Below are 15,608 nucleotides of genomic sequence, written 5' to 3'. Positions count from 1 at the left end.
GGACTTGAAGAGGTGCTTTGGAAATCAAGTCAGCTACTGATGAATGGAGTGCTCATTGTCACTGGCTTTACGTCCATTGGTTTGAAGCGTGATAATGGTTTTGGACAAGCGTTCCACCAAAGTGATGACAGCCGTTTTCTGCCCCTTTCCGACAATAGTCTCCCCCTTTTAAATGACCGAATTCAGTCTTAAACTCAGGATAAGACTCAGCTTGCTCATGTAAATCCCGTCGAAAAGTTTGTTTTCTTCGTTTCTCTGAGTAACCATTTAGTTTCCGATGGCCTTTCCAAGGCATTTCTTCTGGTTTGAATACACCACGTTCCACCAAACGATATAAGGTTTTCATAGAGTAAGAGATGCAATCGGGAGAGGTGCCTTTGATGACAACCAAGTTCCAATCTTGCGTCAAGTAGTCTTGGATGAAGGTCTTTTCATCGTCAGAAAGCACAGCCTGACGACGTCCACAGCGAGCCTTGTTCGCCTTATAGTAATGATAGCACTCAGTTGGCTGAATGCCCTTGTTTGAGGAAAGTCACTACCTTATGAATGGTTTGACGGCTTCGCTTAAGTGATTGCGCAATTTCGAGGACAGAAGTATCTTTCTCAACAGATGCCTCTATCATTACGAGCTCATTTGTGGTAAGATGGGCATGGGTCATTTATGTTACTTCCTTTCAGACAAATGTGGTGTTTATCTGAGCCTAACATAGATGGCTTTTTCTGTCTAATTTAATTTTACAAATTGGGCACATAAAAAATTGTAAGGCGACAGAACAAAGGAGAAAAGAAGGTTTCATGCGTTTGTCGTGCTGGGATAAGAAGGGAAGTTGATTCTATAGGTTTTTTGGCGTATAATGGAGCTATGAAAAGGACTGTTTAAGACTAAAGTCTAGCTAAGACAAATAGTGCGATTACGAAAAATTGTGGACGAAAATAGTCTACGAGGTTTTAGAGCTATGTTGTTTTGAATGGTCCCAAAACGGTCTGTGAATTTAAAAACGCAAGGACAGCGTTTTAGAGCTATGTTGTTTTGAATGGTCCCAAAACGATAGCAGTACCGCTGACAACATTGTTGGCGTTTTAGAGCTATGTTGTTTTGAATGGTCCCAAAACTCAAAAATTTTGATGTAATCATCGACAAGCGTTTTAGAGCTATGTTGTTTTGAATGGTCCCAAAACGTATCCATCTTTTTTAATGGATATATATAAGTTTTAGAGCTATGTTGTTTTGAATGGTCCCAAAACTAGAAGAAAGAAAGATGTCAATGAGTGAATGTTTTAGAGCTATGTTGTTTTGAATGGTCCCAAAACGACTACAGGTTTTGTAGCGCTAGGGCTAGAGTTTTAGAGCTATGTTGTTTTGAATGGTCCCAAAACTTGACAATCAATGAATAGGTTACACTAAACTAGACAGTCTTATAAAGTGTTCTACACTAAAGAAAATAGGAGAATATTATGTCTAGAAAAATACGTCGCCACTTCGCCGACGACTTTAAGCAACAAATCGTTGACCTTCACAATGCAGGGATGAAACGAAGTGAGCTTATCAAAGAATATGAGTTAACCCCATCAACCTTCGATAAGTGGGTACGTCAGGCAAAAACAACTGGTTCCTTTAAAACTATTGATAATCTTACAGATGAGCAGCGTGAGCTGATGGAACTCCGAAAGCGTAATAAAGAACTCGAAATGCAGCTAGATATCCTAAAGCAAGCGGCGGTGATTATGGCACGAAAAGAGAAGTAATCACTGCTAACAAAGACAAATATAGTATTTCAGCCATGTGTCGGTGGTTGGGTATTCCTCGTTCTAGCTATTACTACAAAGCTGTGGAATCCGTATCTGATACCGAGCTTGAAGAAAAAATCAAAGCTATTTTTCTCGAAAGTAAGGCCAGATACGGGGCTAGGAAAATCAAGAAATGTTTGAAAAATGAAGGCATCCAGCTGTCTCGTCGTCGGATTCGTCGCATCATGCACAGACTCAACTTAGTATCCGTTTACCAGAAAGCAGCCTTCAAGCCATATTCAAAAGGGAAGAATGAGGCAGCTATTCCTAATCACTTAGCCAGACAATTTCATCAAGAAAAGCCTCTAAAAGCTTTAGTGTCAGACTTAACCTACGTTCGTGTCGGTAATGGTTGGGCTTATGTTTGCTTGATTATTGACCTCTTCAATCGTGAAATCATCGGTCTGTCAGTTGGTTGGCACAAGACCCCCGAATTGGTCAAACAAGCGATTCAGAGCATCCCTTACGCTCTGACCAAAGTCAAGATATTCCAGTCAGATCGTGGGAAGGAGTTTGATAATACTTTGATTGATGACATGTTGGAGGCCTTCGGAATCACCCGCTCTCTTAGTCAAGCAGGTTGTCCTTACGACAATGCCGTTGCTGAAAGTACCTATCGTGCTTTCAAAATGGAATTTGTCCACCAGGAAACTTTCCAGACGCTAGAAGAATTGGCCCTCAAAACTAAGGACTATGTCCACTGGTGGAATCACCACCGCATTCACAGCTGCCTCAACTACCAAACACCGATGACCAAACGTTTAGTCGTTTAGAAAAAGCACTTTATAAAATCTGTACAGAAAAGTGTTGCCTTTTCACAATTTACCTTTGTACTTCCGAAGTTTTAGAGCTATGTTGTTTTGAATGGTCCCAAAACTCAATATTTTTTTCAATGGTAAGATCATTCGTTTTAGAGCTATGTTGTTTTGAATGGTCCCAAAACCGAGCGGGGCCACCGACCTGAAGGCTATCCGTTTTAGAGCTATGTTGTTTTGAATGGTCCCAAAACTCACACTCAAAGTTTACGCTCATCAGATAGAGTTTTAGAGCTATGTTGTTTTGAATGGTCCCAAAACAGATAATACCGCTTGTTGTTGATCTTCGCTTCTTTCTATTAAAATGTTTTCATGTTATAATAGTCAAAAGGAGAAAGAGAGTGGAGCGATGGAACAAACATTTTTTATGATTAAGCCTGATGGGGTGAAACGAGGGTTAGTTGGGGAGATTTTGCGACGTATTGAGCGGCGAGGGTTTACATTTGAACGCTTGGAGTTGCGGCAAGCTAGCTCGGAACTCTTGGTTAAGCATTATGAGGCCTTGGTTGCGAAGCCATTTTATCCTGAGTTGGAAGCTTACATGACCAGTGGCCCTGTTTTAATTGGGGTACTTTCTGGGAATCGGGTGGTTTCGTCTTGGCGAACCATGATGGGGGTAACTAATCCCAAAGATGCTCTTCCTGGCACTATTCGAGGTGATTTTGCTCAGGCTCCTGGTGATGATGGTGGCATTTTTAACGTGGTTCATGGGTCTGATTCTCTAGATTCTGCTAAGCGTGAGATTGCCCTTTGGTTTAACCAAGATAAATTTGAGAGCTCTGCTAGTCTTTCACAAGATAATCAGTAAGAAAAGATAGGCAAAGGCTTGTCTTTTTTGCTATAATAGAGGGAAAGACTAAATGTATAGGAAAATAGAATGAACAGTCAAGATTTAAAGAAACGTCAGGAGAAGATTCGTAATTTCTCCATTATTGCACATATTGACCATGGCAAATCTACTCTCGCTGATCGCATTTTGGAAAAGACAGAAACTGTTTCCTCTCGTGAAATGCAGGCCCAGTTATTGGACTCTATGGATTTGGAGCGCGAGCGTGGGATTACCATCAAGTTAAACGCCATTGAGCTTAACTATACAGCTAAGGATGGGCAAACTTACATTTTCCATCTTATTGACACCCCTGGACATGTGGACTTTACTTATGAGGTATCTCGTTCGTTGGCAGCTTGCGAGGGAGCGATTCTGGTGGTTGATGCGGCGCAGGGAATTGAAGCGCAGACATTGGCCAATGTTTACCTAGCCCTCGACAATGATTTGGAAATTTTACCTGTTATCAATAAAATTGACTTGCCTGCTGCTGATCCTGAACGGGTTCGCCATGAAGTGGAAGATGTGATTGGGCTTGATGCTTCTGAGGCTGTTCTGGCATCGGCCAAGGCTGGTATTGGGATCGAAGAGATTCTTGAGCAAATTGTTGAAAAGGTTCCTGCCCCTACTGGTGATGTGGATGCGCCTTTGCAAGCCTTGATTTTTGACTCTGTTTACGATGCTTACCGAGGAGTTATCCTACAAGTGCGGATTGTGAATGGTATTGTTAAGCCTGGTGATAAAATCCAAATGATGTCTAATGGAAAAACCTTTGATGTCACAGAGGTTGGCATTTTCACCCCTAAGGCAGTTGGACGAGATTTCCTTGCAACGGGAGATGTTGGTTATGTTGCGGCCTCCATTAAAACGGTAGCGGATACTCGTGTGGGTGATACGGTGACTTTAGCTAATAACCCCGCTAAGGAAGCCTTGCATGGCTACAAACAAATGAATCCAATGGTCTTTGCAGGGATTTATCCGATCGAATCAAATAAATACAATGACTTGCGTGAAGCGCTTGAAAAATTACAGCTTAATGATGCCAGTTTACAGTTTGAACCAGAAACGTCACAGGCACTTGGCTTTGGTTTCCGGTGTGGTTTCTTGGGCTTGCTTCATATGGACGTGATTCAAGAACGTTTGGAGCGTGAGTTTAACATTGATTTAATCATGACGGCACCGTCCGTGGTGTATCACGTTCACACAACTGATGGGGACATGATTGAAGTGTCTAATCCCTCAGAATTTCCTAATCCAACGCGGGTAGCTTCTATTGAAGAACCTTATGTTAAAGCGCAAATCATGGTGCCACAAGAGTTCGTTGGGGCTGTTATGGAATTATCGCAGCGCAAGCGTGGTGATTTTGTGACGATGGATTACATTGATGATAACCGTGTCAATGTGATTTACCAAATTCCGCTGGCTGAAATTGTGTTTGATTTCTTTGATAAATTGAAATCATCTACACGGGGCTATGCTAGCTTTGATTATGAAATTTCAGAATACCGCAAGTCACAACTGGTCAAAATGGATATTCTTCTGAATGGGGATAAAGTTGATGCGCTCAGCTTTATTGTCCATAAAGAATTCGCTTATGAACGCGGGAAAATTATTGTTGAGAAATTGAAAAAAATTATTCCACGTCAGCAATTTGAAGTGCCTATTCAAGCAGCTATCGGTCAAAAAATTGTTGCTCGTTCAGATATTAAGGCCCTGCGTAAAAACGTTTTGGCTAAGTGCTACGGTGGTGACGTGTCTCGTAAGCGTAAATTGCTCGAAAAACAAAAAGCTGGTAAAAAACGCATGAAATCGATTGGTTCGGTAGAAGTCCCTCAAGAAGCTTTCTTGAGTGTTCTCTCAATGGATGACGATGCCAAAAAATAATGATTTTTGGAAAAAGTCAGATGGTTTATCTGGCTTTTTTGGTCAATTGTGGCTGTGCCAGGCAAGATAGGTTGTCAGTCAGAGCATTGTATGACACATTCTAAACAAATGGTTCAAAAGATTGTCGTTTTTTTGGTAGAATGAAAGCATTAACACACCTGAAAGGAGTTTGTCATGGAGACAAAAGATGATTTGAAAAAACGGATTGGTGACCTTTCTTATGAGGTGACCCAACATGCGGCGACAGAACGTCCTTTTACAGGAAAATATGATGACTTTTTTGAGAAAGGCATTTATGTCGATATTGTCAGTGGCGAGGTCTTGTTTTCATCACTGGATAAATTTAATTCGGGCTGTGGTTGGCCTGCCTTTTCAAAACCTATTGACAACCGTATGGTGACAAACCACGATGACTCTTCTTATGGGATGAGACGGGTTGAAGTCAAAAGTCGAGAAGCGGGATCGCATTTGGGGCATGTCTTTAGTGACGGCCCTCAAGAAGCTGGAGGCCTACGTTACTGTATCAATTCAGCAGCCCTTAAATTCATTCCTTATGACCAGATGGACAAAGAAGGCTATGCCCAATGGCTCACATTGTTTGATGAGAATTAACAGGTTTTTAAAATGACTGAAGATAGTCGGGAAGTCATTGCTAATAAGGGAGAACTGGAGGAACCATCTTTAAAATCCAGTTTTACAAGCGTCTTTAAAAGGTCTATAATAAATAATGGAAAAGGAGGTTAATATGTCAACCAATTTAAAAAAACTTCCAGGCCTTTTACTTTGCTTACTTTTAGCCCTTTTGGCCTGGTACCTAGGACACTTATTTCCCATTATTGGAGCTCCTGTTTTTGCTATTCTTTTAGGAATGTTGCTGGCCTTGTTTTATCGAAACCGAGACAAGACTAAAGAGGGGATTACTTTCACCTCCAAGTACATTTTGCAGATGGCAGTGGTCTTGCTTGGTTTTGGCTTAAACCTAACTCAGGTCGTGGCAGTGGGCATGCAGTCCTTACCCATTATTATGTCAACTATTGCGACAGCTCTTTTGGTGGCTTACGGTTTACAGAAATGGCTGCGCTTAGATGTCAATACAGCTACCTTGGTTGGCGTTGGTTCTTCCATTTGTGGGGGGTCTGCTATTGCAGCGACAGCACCTGTTATCAAGGCCAAAGATGATGAGATTGCAAAAGCCATCTCTGTTATTTTTCTCTTTAATATTTTAGCAGCCTTGCTATTTCCAAGTTTAGGGCAATTACTAGGCTTATCCAATGAAGGTTTTGCTATTTTTGCTGGTACAGCGGTCAATGATACTTCTTCGGTAACCGCGACAGCAACAGCCTGGGATGCCATTCATCATTCCAATACACTAGACGGGGCAACCATTGTCAAGTTGACACGGACTTTGGCTATTATTCCAATTACTTTGGGGTTATCTCTTTACCGAGCTAAACAAGAACACGAAGCCGTCACGGAAGAAGGCTTTAGCCTTAGAAAGTCTTTCCCTAGTTTTATCCTTTTCTTTTTATTAGCTTCTCTCATCACAACGCTGCTGACCAGTTTTGGGGTTTCGGCTGACATTTTCCATTACCTCAAAGAATTATCCAAATTCTTTATTGTCATGGCCATGGCAGCGATTGGTTTAAATACGGATGTGGTTAAATTAATCAAAACGGGTGGTCAGGCTATCCTTTTAGGAGCTATTTGCTGGGTGGCTATCACCATTATTAGTCTTAGCATGCAGCTGTGTTTAGGCATGTGGTAAATGATCAAAAGAAATCAGTTTGACTGGTTTCTTTTTTGTCATTTTTACCATTTTGTGTAGAATTATCTACATTTTAAAGAGAATAGTGCATTTTAAAAACGTTTTCATTTGGTAGAATAAAGCTATCGTTAGACCAATTCGATAAAACTAATTGGTTGAGATCAGCAATCTTCACCTAAACCGTGATTTTTGTTAAAGGAGGAGGATAGGAATGAAACGGAAATTTCTCATTGGTAGCCATGGCAAGCTAGCCAGTGGTCTGCAGAGTTCCATTGACATTTTAGCAGGTATGGGACAGGCACTTGAAATCATTGATGCTTATGTTGATGATAGTGACTATACTAGCCAGATTGACGACTTTGTCGCTGGGGTGGCAGCAGATGAACAGGGACTGATTTTTACCGACTTATTAGGTGGCAGTGTGAATCAGAAAATGGTAACAGCTGTAATGGCTAGTGGTAAAGATAATATCTTTTTAATCACAAATAGTAATCTCGCAACCTTGTTATCACTTGTGTTTTTAAACCCTGATGAGGCACTTACTAAAGACCAAATTGTAACCGTTATCAACGAGTCGCAAGTACAGTTGGTTGACCTCAGTCCAGCCACAGATTCAGAAGATGACTTTTTTGATTAATATCTAGGAGGAAGAAAAATGATTACCCAAATTCGTGTTGATGATCGCTTGATTCATGGTCAAGTAGCCGTTGTCTGGACCAAAGAGTTGAATGCCCCTCTTTTGGTGGTGGCTAATGATGAGGCTGCTAAAAATGAAATCACACAAATGACTTTAAAAATGGCAGTACCAAGCGGCATGAAGTTATTGATTCGCTCAGTTGAAGAATCTATTAAGCTCTTTAATGATCCACGCGCCAAAGACAAACGGATTTTTGTTATTGTCAATTCTGTCAAGGATGCCTGTGCGATCGCTAAAGAAGTGCCAGATTTAGAAGCTGTTAACGTCGCTAATGTGGGGCGCTTTGATAAATCAGACCCGGCAAGCAAGGTTAAGGTGGCACCAAGTCTTTTGCTAAATCCAGAAGAATTGGCTGCCGCAAAAGAATTAGCCAGTTTACCTGAACTTGATGTGTTTAATCAGGTGTTACCATCTAATACCAAGGTTCATTTGAGCCAATTAGTCAAATAAAGAGAGGTAAAAAATATGTTAGTACCAGCAACAATGGCAGCACTAGCTGTATTGATTTGTTTTGGGGGCAATTATTTAACCGGTCAAAGCATGATGGAAAGACCTTTGGTGGTTGGATTGGTTACTGGTCTTCTATTGGGAGACATAAAGGTAGGGATTTTGATGGGAGCATCTCTAGAAGCTCTCTTCCTAGGAAATGTTAATATCGGTGGTGTCATTGCAGCAGAGCCTGTAACAGCAACCGCTATGGCGACAACTTTTACCATTATTTCCCATATTGACCAAAAGGCAGCCATGACCCTAGCTGTTCCAATCGGAATGTTAGCGGCCTTTGTGGTCATGTTCTTGAAGAATGTCTTTATGAATATTTTTGCTCCGATGGTTGATAAAGCTGCTGCGGCTAATCATCAAGGGAAGCTAGTGATGCTTCACTACGGTACTTGGATCATTTATTACTTGATTATTGCCTCCATTTCCTTTATTGGTATTTTGGTTGGAAGCGGTCCGGTGAATGCCTTTGTGGATCACATTCCACAAAACCTCATGAATGGACTGAGCGCTGCAGGTGGCCTCTTGCCAGCCGTTGGTTTTGCTATGCTGATGAAATTATTGTGGACCAACAAATTAGCTGTCTTTTACCTACTGGGCTTTGTGTTGACAGCTTATCTGAAATTGCCAGCTGTAGCGGTAGCTGCACTTGGAGCTGTTATTTGTGTGATTAGTTCCCAACGTGATTTGGAATTAGATACCATTACTAAAGGAGCATTTAGCAATCAAACAAGCTTTGACTCAAAAGAATCAGAAGAGGAGGATTTCTTCGCATGACATCACAAGAAAATTTGACCAGAGAAGAACGCAAAATGTTGCGCTCAGTCTTCTGGCGCTCATGGACGATGAATGCCAGCCGTACAGGTGCTACCCAGTATCATGCTGTTGGTGTGATTTACACCTTATTACCTGTTATCAATCATTTTTACAAGACAGATAAAGACAAGGCAGAAGCACTTGTTAGACATACCACATGGTTCAATGCTACCATGCACATCAATAACTTTATCATGGGTCTTGTGGCATCAATGGAAAAGAAAAACAGTGAAGATCCGACCTTTGATGCTAGTGCCATCACGGCGGTAAAGGCTTCCTTAATGGGACCAATTTCTGGTGTAGGAGATTCCTTCTTCTGGGGAATTCTTCGTGTTATTGCTGCAGGAATTGGGATTTCTTTGGCAAGTACAGGTTCAGCTATGGGGGCGGTCGTTTTCTTACTCTTGTACAATATTCCTGCCTTTATGATTCACTATTATAGCCTTTACGGCGGTTATTCTGTGGGTGCTGGTTTTATCAAAAAACTTTACGAATCTGGTGGCATTAAAATCGTCACTAAAACCTCAAGCATGCTTGGGTTGATGATGGTTGGGTCAATGACAGCCTCAAATGTGAAGTTCAAAACCATTCTTACCGTTGCTGCTAAAGGCGCTAAGGAAGCAGCCTCCATTCAAGATTACCTTGATCAATTATTTATTGGTATTGTGCCATTGATGGTCACTTTAGCGGCTTTCTGGCTTTTACGTAAGAAAGTGAATATCAACTGGATTATGTTTGGTATCATGTTCCTTGGAATTATTCTTGGGCTTTTAGGTATTTGCTAATAATCTCCTAGCAACAAAGGTAAGTAAGACAAGTCTTCTTGTTTTGCTTATCTTTTTTCATTTGAGGGTTACAGGTAAACTTTTGAAAAACAAAAGAGATGCTTATAGGAATTTGTTATAATGAAAGGAGACAAAATTGAGAGGTAATCAAGTGGAAGAAAACTTCAAAAAACGATTACAAAATGACATTTCTCGTCATTTTTCTTACCAATCACTCATCTTATCGGTGATTTTGATTGGTCTTTTTATCATCTTTTCATTAGCTCCTCAACAAATAGGTCTCTATCGTGATGTGACTGTTAGTGCTAATCGTTACCATCAATTGATAACCAAACAAGCTGATTTACTGGAGGAGTTGGAGAAGAATAGTCTTGTGCCTTTTCTAAATGCCAGCCTTAGCACTGCTGATTTGAGCAAACACTATTTCCACCTTCGGCACAATAGCCAAACCTCATCAGACCTCTTGATATTTTCTCCCAAACAAGACCTCTTATTTGCCAGTAATCCCCATTTAGGCCATTTTTTTAGTAAGTCTGTTTATATTCAAGAAGTTTTAGCGACAGCTAAGGGAAAAAAAGCTTTTTTTAAAATTGCGATGGATAATGAAGATGGTCACTACCTGATGTTGATTAAACCACTAAGAGGTCAAGCTAAGTTAAAGGGATATGCTTTTTTGGTCATGGATGGGAAAGATTTTCTTCATCCAACGAAAACCCTGACTTCAGATTTGGTGATTGCTGATCAGTTAGACAATACGTTTACCTTTACCAATCGTGATTTTATAAGGTCCAGCTTGGACAAGGTCACTAGTCAGTTATTACAAGATTATTTTGTCTTTCAGGACAACCGTGCCTTTATTGTGAGAAAAGTCTCTTTGCAGGGTGGCCTTTGGCTTTACATGTATAGACCCTTGATTCCCATCGCCTCGGTTATTTTATTTTCCCTGATGTCATCGGTCATTATTTTTGTGATTTTACAACACAAATCCAATGCCTTGGCCAACCGCATTGCGGCTAACAATTCGATAGCCATTAGCCAAATGGTCAAAGACATGACTGCCATCTCCCGTCAAGAAAAAAGCCGAATTGACCTCGACAGTCAAGATGAATTCCAATACTTGTCCGATCAAATCAACCAAATGGTAGAGCGGTTGCAGGAACTGCACGACAAAACTTTAGACTTGGAAACTCAAAAGTTAGTATTTGAAAAGCGCATGCTGGAGGCTCAGTTTAATCCCCATTTTCTCTATAATACGCTAGAAACGATTTTAATCACGAGTCATTATGACCCTACTTTAACAGAAAAAATCGTGATTCAACTGACTAGATTATTACGGTATAGCCTAACCGATTCCGCTAAACCTGTCCTGCTCAAAGATGATTTAGATGTCATTGAGTCCTATTTGGTGATTAATCAGGTGCGGTTTGAAGAATTGCAGTACAGTATTCAGATTGAACCAGATCTTGAAACCTTATCAGTACCTAAATTATTTTTACTGCCCTTGATTGAAAATGCTATCAAATACGGCTTGAAAGAACGTCACGATGTCACGATTCATATTTCTTGTCACCGACAGGCTGACCAAATTGTCTTTTCGGTGAGTGATAATGGGTCTGGAATTACTCCTCAAAACCAAGGAGCTATTCGAGAGAAACTAGAAGAGGAAGAATCGCATCACGGTTTGATTAATTCTTATCGCCGGCTCAAACATCATTTTTCAGCGGTGTTATTGGAGTTTACCCAAGGGGATAATCAGTTTACTGTTAGTTATCAGGTAAAGGAGTAGTCCATGTATAAATTAGTGATTATTGAAGATGAACATATTATTCGAAAATGGCTGCGCTACGCCATTGATTACAAGGCTCTGGATATTTTAGTGGTTGGTGAGGCAAAAGATGGCCAAGCCGGAGCAGCTTTAATTAAAGAGTGTCACCCTGATATTGTCTTAACGGATATTAACATGCCGATTATGACGGCTTTTGATATGTTTGAAGCGACCAAGGAGCAGTTTTATGCCAAAATTATTCTATCTGGCTATGCCGATTTTCCAAATGCAAGGTCAGCCATTCATTATGGGGTTCTGGAATTTCTGGCAAAGCCTGTCGAAAAAGCCGCTCTGTGGAAAAGCCTCCAAAGTGTTATGGCCAAAATAGAAAAGCAAAAGGAGGCGCGTTTGCAAGGCGATACCACTACCCATTATCTTCCTCTTCCCAAAGTCAATGACCAGATTCCTGACGTTGTGAAGGACATGTTGGACTGGGTACATGCTCATTTTCAAGAGAAGATTACGACCAGCCAACTGGCTCACGATTTGGGCTATAGCGAGAGTTACCTCTACCAAAACATCAAGAAACACCTCCAGATGACCTTGAGCGACTACATTAACCAGTACCGCATTAATCAAGCGATTCAACTGATGCAAAAAGAACCAGATTTAATGGTTTATCAGATTGCAGAAGCCGTTGGTATTTATGACTACCGCTATTTTGATAGGGTCTTTAAAAAATATCTGGGTCAGACGGTGAAAGCTTTTAAAGAGGAACATTTGACTAAAGATACAGATGGGAGTATGTCATGACAAAGCTTAAAGGGAAGTATCTTATCAGTCTATTGTGTCTTGTTATACTGGCTCTGAGTGGTGGAGCGTTGGCGCTAAAGACGTTGTCTTCAAAGCAACAGATGCCTAAGGAACTAGTGATTTTGAGCCCGAACAGCCAGACAATTTTAACAAGCACCATTCCAGCTTTTGAAGAAAAATATGGCATTAAGGTTAGGTTGATTCAAGGAGGGACAGGTCAATTAATTGACCAATTGCGTCAAAAAAATAAGCAGTTAAAGGCAGATATTTTCTTTGGTGGAAACTACACACAGTTTGAAAGTCATAAAGACTTGTTTGAATCCTATGTTTCCCCTCAAGTGGCCACCGTTATTTCGGACTACCAATTACCCAGCCACCGTGCCACACCTTACACCATTAATGGCAGTGTACTGATTGTTAATAATGAATTAGCACAGGGCCTTACCATTACTAGTTATGAGGACTTGCTTCAGCTGGCCTTAAAAGGGAAGATTGCTTTTGCTGATCCCAACAGTTCATCAAGCGCTTTCTCACAACTGACCAATATATTATTAGCTAAGGGAGGGTATACAAATGCTGACGCTTGGGCTTATATGAAGCGCTTGTTGGTCAATATGAATTCTATTAGAGCCACGAGTTCTTCAGAAGTCTATCAATCTGTCGCTGAAGGCAAGATGATTGTTGGACTCACCTACGAAGATCCTTGTATCAATCTGCAAAAAAGTGGTGCCAATGTTTCCATTGTTTATCCGAAAGAAGGAACGGTGTTTGTGCCTTCATCTGTTGCTATTATCAAAGATGCGCCAAATCTGACAGAGGCCAAGCTTTTTATTAATTTTATGTTATCACGTGATGTGCAAAATGCCTTTGGCCAATCAACCAGTAACCGACCCATTCGTCAAGATGCCCAAACCAGTCACGACATGAAAGCCTTAGAAACGATAGCCACTTTGAAAGAAGATTATGCTTATGTTACTAAGCACAAGAAAAAAATAGTGGCCACGTACAACCAGTTGCGTCAACGGTTGGAAAAAGCTAAGTAGGGCTAAAAGCATGAGGTTGTCAATTTGAAAAAGGTCCTAAGACCTTTTTTCTATGTTATAATAAGAATCATCTTCAGTTAAGAAAGTAAAGATTATGCCACCAAAAACCATTGATATTGAAAAGTATCACCAGCTTGCTTTGCAAAGGCAGGCTGAACACCGAAAGTTTTTAGCAGCTTTAAAGAAAAAACCACCTAAACATCTAGACAAAATTGTCCAAGCCATTCATCAGGAGGTTTTTCAAGGGATTGATTGTACTGCCTGTGCTAACTGTTGCAAAGACCTTGGACCTGATTTGACAGAGACCGATATTGTCAAAATTGCTAAACTATTTCAAATGACATTAGCGACTTTTGAAAAGACTTACTTACGCGTGGATGAGGATGGTGATAAGGTTTTCCAGTCCCTCCCTTGTCCTTTTTTAGGGGGCGATAACCTTTGTAGCATTTATGATGTCAGACCAAAAGCCTGCCGAGAATTTCCTCACACAGACCGCAAAAAAATCTACCAGATTAATTACCTCACCCTCAAGAACACCTTGATTTGTCCAGCCGCCTACGAGTTTGTCGAGCGGTTAAGCAAACGTTTAGCCCGTTCTTAGATTAGAAAAAGATGTTCTTGTAGTAGAAAGTGTATTTATTATCACTTTTGACAAAAAATCTCTTTCTCTAAATTGCCTAAAGAGGTGACAATTCTTAATCTTTGTTAAAAACTTTTAAACGATAAGTGGATTAAGGCATGTCAACTCAAACACAACACCCTCAAAAGGAGCCCTTATGACTACAGAATTTGACAAAATGACTAGAGGCGAATGGTATGATGCTAATTTTGATTCGGAACTGATTCAAAAACGCATGGTAGCACAAGATCTCTGTTTCGATTTAAACCAATTAAAACCTAGTCGAGAAGAAGAACGCTCAGCCCTTTTAAGCCAACTTTTTGGACAGTCTTTTGATGGCTTGGTCCTGCTCAGCCCTTTCATCTGTGACTATGGTAAGAACATTACTTTTGGGAAGAATTGCTTTGTTAACAGTAATTGCTATTTCATGGATGGGGCGAAGATTACCTTGGGAGATAATGTCTTTGTAGGTCCTTCGACAGGTTTTTACACGGCAAACCACCCTCTAGATTATAAACGTCGTAATGAAGGTCTTGAAAAAGCTTTACCAATTACCATAGGAGATAATGTCTGGTTTGGTGCTAATGTCAATGTCATGCCTAGCGTTACCATTGGCAGTGGCTGTGTAATTGCTTCAGGATCAGTTGTCACTCATGATATTCCAGCCAATTCTTTAGCAGCAGGTGTCCCTTGTCAAGTTGTAAGGGAAATCGAGCAGGAGTAGAAAGCGAGGCAAGAAGTGCATTACAAATTTCTTTTTTTCGACCTTGACCATACCTTACTTGATTTTGATGCGGCAGAAGAGCTTGCTTTGACCAAGTTGTTAGAAGAGTGCCAAGTTACTGATATTAAGGCTTATAAGGACTACTATAAGCCGATGAATCAGAACTTATGGAAACAGTTGGAACGTGGGGATATTAGTAAAGCTGATTTGGTTTATTCTCGCTTTGCTCTGCTATTTGCCCATTTTGGAGTGACGGTTGATGGTAGGCAGTTAGCAGAAGCTTATCAACAGCATTTAAAAGATCAAGGGCAAGTTTATGATGGCGCTAAAGAACTGTTAGCGGAGTTAACTGTCCAAGGCTATAACCTTTATGCGGCAACTAATGGCATTGCAAGGATTCAACAAGGTCGATTGGAAGCGTCTGGTTTAGGGCCTTACTTCAAAGCAGTTTTTATTTCGGAGCAATCAGGTAGTCAAAAACCTAACAAGACTTTCTATGATTGGATGATTCAACAGATTCCTCATTATCAACCCGACCGAGCTTTGATGATTGGAGACAGTTTATCGGCCGATGTTCAAGGGGGAATTAATGCTGGCATGGATACCCTATGGTACAACCCAAAGCACCTCCTAAATAACAGCCCTAGTCACCCTACCTATGAAGCGTCAGATTATCAAGCCCTGCTGAACTGTATTAGGGGAGCAACAGACAATAGCCTTTAAAAATAGCGTAGTCATTTTTTGAAATCGATTTCAATTTCTGATAGACT

15 protein-coding genes, 1 pseudogene and 1 CRISPR repeat array are annotated in these 15,608 nt (G+C 40.7%); of the genes and pseudogenes, 15 read left to right on the top strand and 1 reads right to left on the bottom strand.

Annotated elements, in window-relative coordinates; translation table 11 throughout:
• Window positions 1-27: 27 nt before the first annotated feature.
• Window positions 28-659: pseudogene (locus EL097_RS11290) on the bottom strand (IS30 family transposase); the annotation flags it as partial.
• 286 nt (window positions 660-945) lie between these two features.
• Window positions 946-1,377: a CRISPR direct-repeat array (repeat unit 36 nt; unit sequence GTTTTAGAGCTATGTTGTTTTGAATGGTCCCAAAAC).
• A gap of 78 nt (window positions 1,378-1,455) precedes the next feature.
• Here EL097_RS11290 and EL097_RS08945 point away from each other — a divergent pair.
• The 15 genes from EL097_RS08945 to EL097_RS08875 all read left to right on the top strand — a co-directional run bounded on the left by EL097_RS08945 (window position 1,456) and on the right by EL097_RS08875 (window position 15,561).
• A protein-coding gene (locus tag EL097_RS08945; protein WP_086014927.1) for an IS3 family transposase occupies window positions 1,456-2,561 on the top strand; the annotation gives its coding sequence in 2 pieces (ribosomal slippage) (window positions 1,456-1,732 and window positions 1,732-2,561; 1,107 coding nt in all).
• Between the two features lie 391 nt (window positions 2,562-2,952).
• Window positions 2,953-3,411, top strand: coding sequence for a nucleoside-diphosphate kinase (ndk, locus tag EL097_RS08940; protein ID WP_003048175.1), 459 nt, complete (start codon window positions 2,953-2,955; stop codon window positions 3,409-3,411).
• Window positions 3,412-3,480: 69 nt separating this feature from the next.
• On the top strand, window positions 3,481-5,313 hold the full coding sequence (gene lepA / locus EL097_RS08935) for a translation elongation factor 4 (protein ID WP_003048177.1): 1,833 nt from the start codon (window positions 3,481-3,483) through the stop codon (window positions 5,311-5,313).
• Window positions 5,314-5,487: 174 nt separating this feature from the next.
• Window positions 5,488-5,925: a peptide-methionine (R)-S-oxide reductase MsrB gene (msrB, locus tag EL097_RS08930; protein WP_003048179.1), complete on the top strand. Its 438-nt coding sequence runs from the start codon at window positions 5,488-5,490 to the stop codon at window positions 5,923-5,925.
• Between the two features lie 133 nt (window positions 5,926-6,058).
• Window positions 6,059-7,078, top strand: a complete 1,020-nt coding sequence (locus EL097_RS08925; RefSeq protein WP_003048182.1) for a YeiH family protein — start codon at window positions 6,059-6,061, stop codon at window positions 7,076-7,078.
• 211 nt (window positions 7,079-7,289) lie between these two features.
• Window positions 7,290-7,715 carry a PTS sugar transporter subunit IIA gene (locus tag EL097_RS08920; RefSeq protein ID WP_003048184.1) on the top strand — a complete coding sequence of 142 codons (426 nt, stop codon included), beginning with the start codon at window positions 7,290-7,292 and terminating at the stop codon, window positions 7,713-7,715.
• A gap of 18 nt (window positions 7,716-7,733) precedes the next feature.
• Entirely contained in the window at window positions 7,734-8,225 is a 492-nt protein-coding gene (locus EL097_RS08915; RefSeq protein WP_003048186.1) for a PTS system mannose/fructose/N-acetylgalactosamine-transporter subunit IIB, read from the top strand.
• Between the two features lie 15 nt (window positions 8,226-8,240).
• Window positions 8,241-9,050, top strand: coding sequence for a PTS mannose/fructose/sorbose/N-acetylgalactosamine transporter subunit IIC (locus tag EL097_RS08910; RefSeq protein ID WP_003048187.1), 810 nt, complete (start codon window positions 8,241-8,243; stop codon window positions 9,048-9,050).
• Window positions 9,047-9,874: a PTS system mannose/fructose/sorbose family transporter subunit IID gene (locus tag EL097_RS08905; protein WP_003048189.1), complete on the top strand. Its 828-nt coding sequence runs from the start codon at window positions 9,047-9,049 to the stop codon at window positions 9,872-9,874. The genes EL097_RS08910 and EL097_RS08905 overlap by 4 nt, the downstream gene beginning before the upstream one ends.
• A gap of 136 nt (window positions 9,875-10,010) precedes the next feature.
• Entirely contained in the window at window positions 10,011-11,660 is a 1,650-nt protein-coding gene (locus EL097_RS08900) for a sensor histidine kinase (RefSeq protein ID WP_003048191.1), read from the top strand.
• Window positions 11,661-11,663: 3 nt separating this feature from the next.
• Window positions 11,664-12,452, top strand: a complete 789-nt coding sequence (locus EL097_RS08895; protein ID WP_003048192.1) for a response regulator transcription factor — start codon at window positions 11,664-11,666, stop codon at window positions 12,450-12,452.
• On the top strand, window positions 12,449-13,495 hold the full coding sequence (locus EL097_RS08890; protein ID WP_003048194.1) for an extracellular solute-binding protein: 1,047 nt from the start codon (window positions 12,449-12,451) through the stop codon (window positions 13,493-13,495). Before EL097_RS08895 ends, EL097_RS08890 begins: the two co-directional genes overlap by 4 nt.
• A gap of 94 nt (window positions 13,496-13,589) precedes the next feature.
• A complete protein-coding gene (locus EL097_RS08885; RefSeq protein WP_003048196.1) occupies window positions 13,590-14,096 on the top strand; it encodes a YkgJ family cysteine cluster protein in 507 nt (168 codons plus the stop codon).
• 175 nt (window positions 14,097-14,271) lie between these two features.
• Complete coding sequence (locus tag EL097_RS08880; protein ID WP_003048205.1) at window positions 14,272-14,838, top strand: sugar O-acetyltransferase; 567 nt, start codon at window positions 14,272-14,274, stop codon at window positions 14,836-14,838.
• 15 nt (window positions 14,839-14,853) lie between these two features.
• Window positions 14,854-15,561 (top strand): YjjG family noncanonical pyrimidine nucleotidase, encoded by a 708-nt coding sequence (locus tag EL097_RS08875; RefSeq protein WP_003048207.1) that lies wholly within the window; start codon window positions 14,854-14,856, stop codon window positions 15,559-15,561.
• Window positions 15,562-15,608: the final 47 nt, after the last annotated feature.

Origin of the sequence: Streptococcus canis (assembly GCF_900636575.1) — a bacterium.
GTDB classification, from domain to species: Bacteria; Bacillota; Bacilli; order Lactobacillales; family Streptococcaceae; genus Streptococcus; species Streptococcus canis.
Note: the sequence above shows the minus strand (reverse complement) of the source record. Positions and strands in the feature narration are given on the sequence as shown.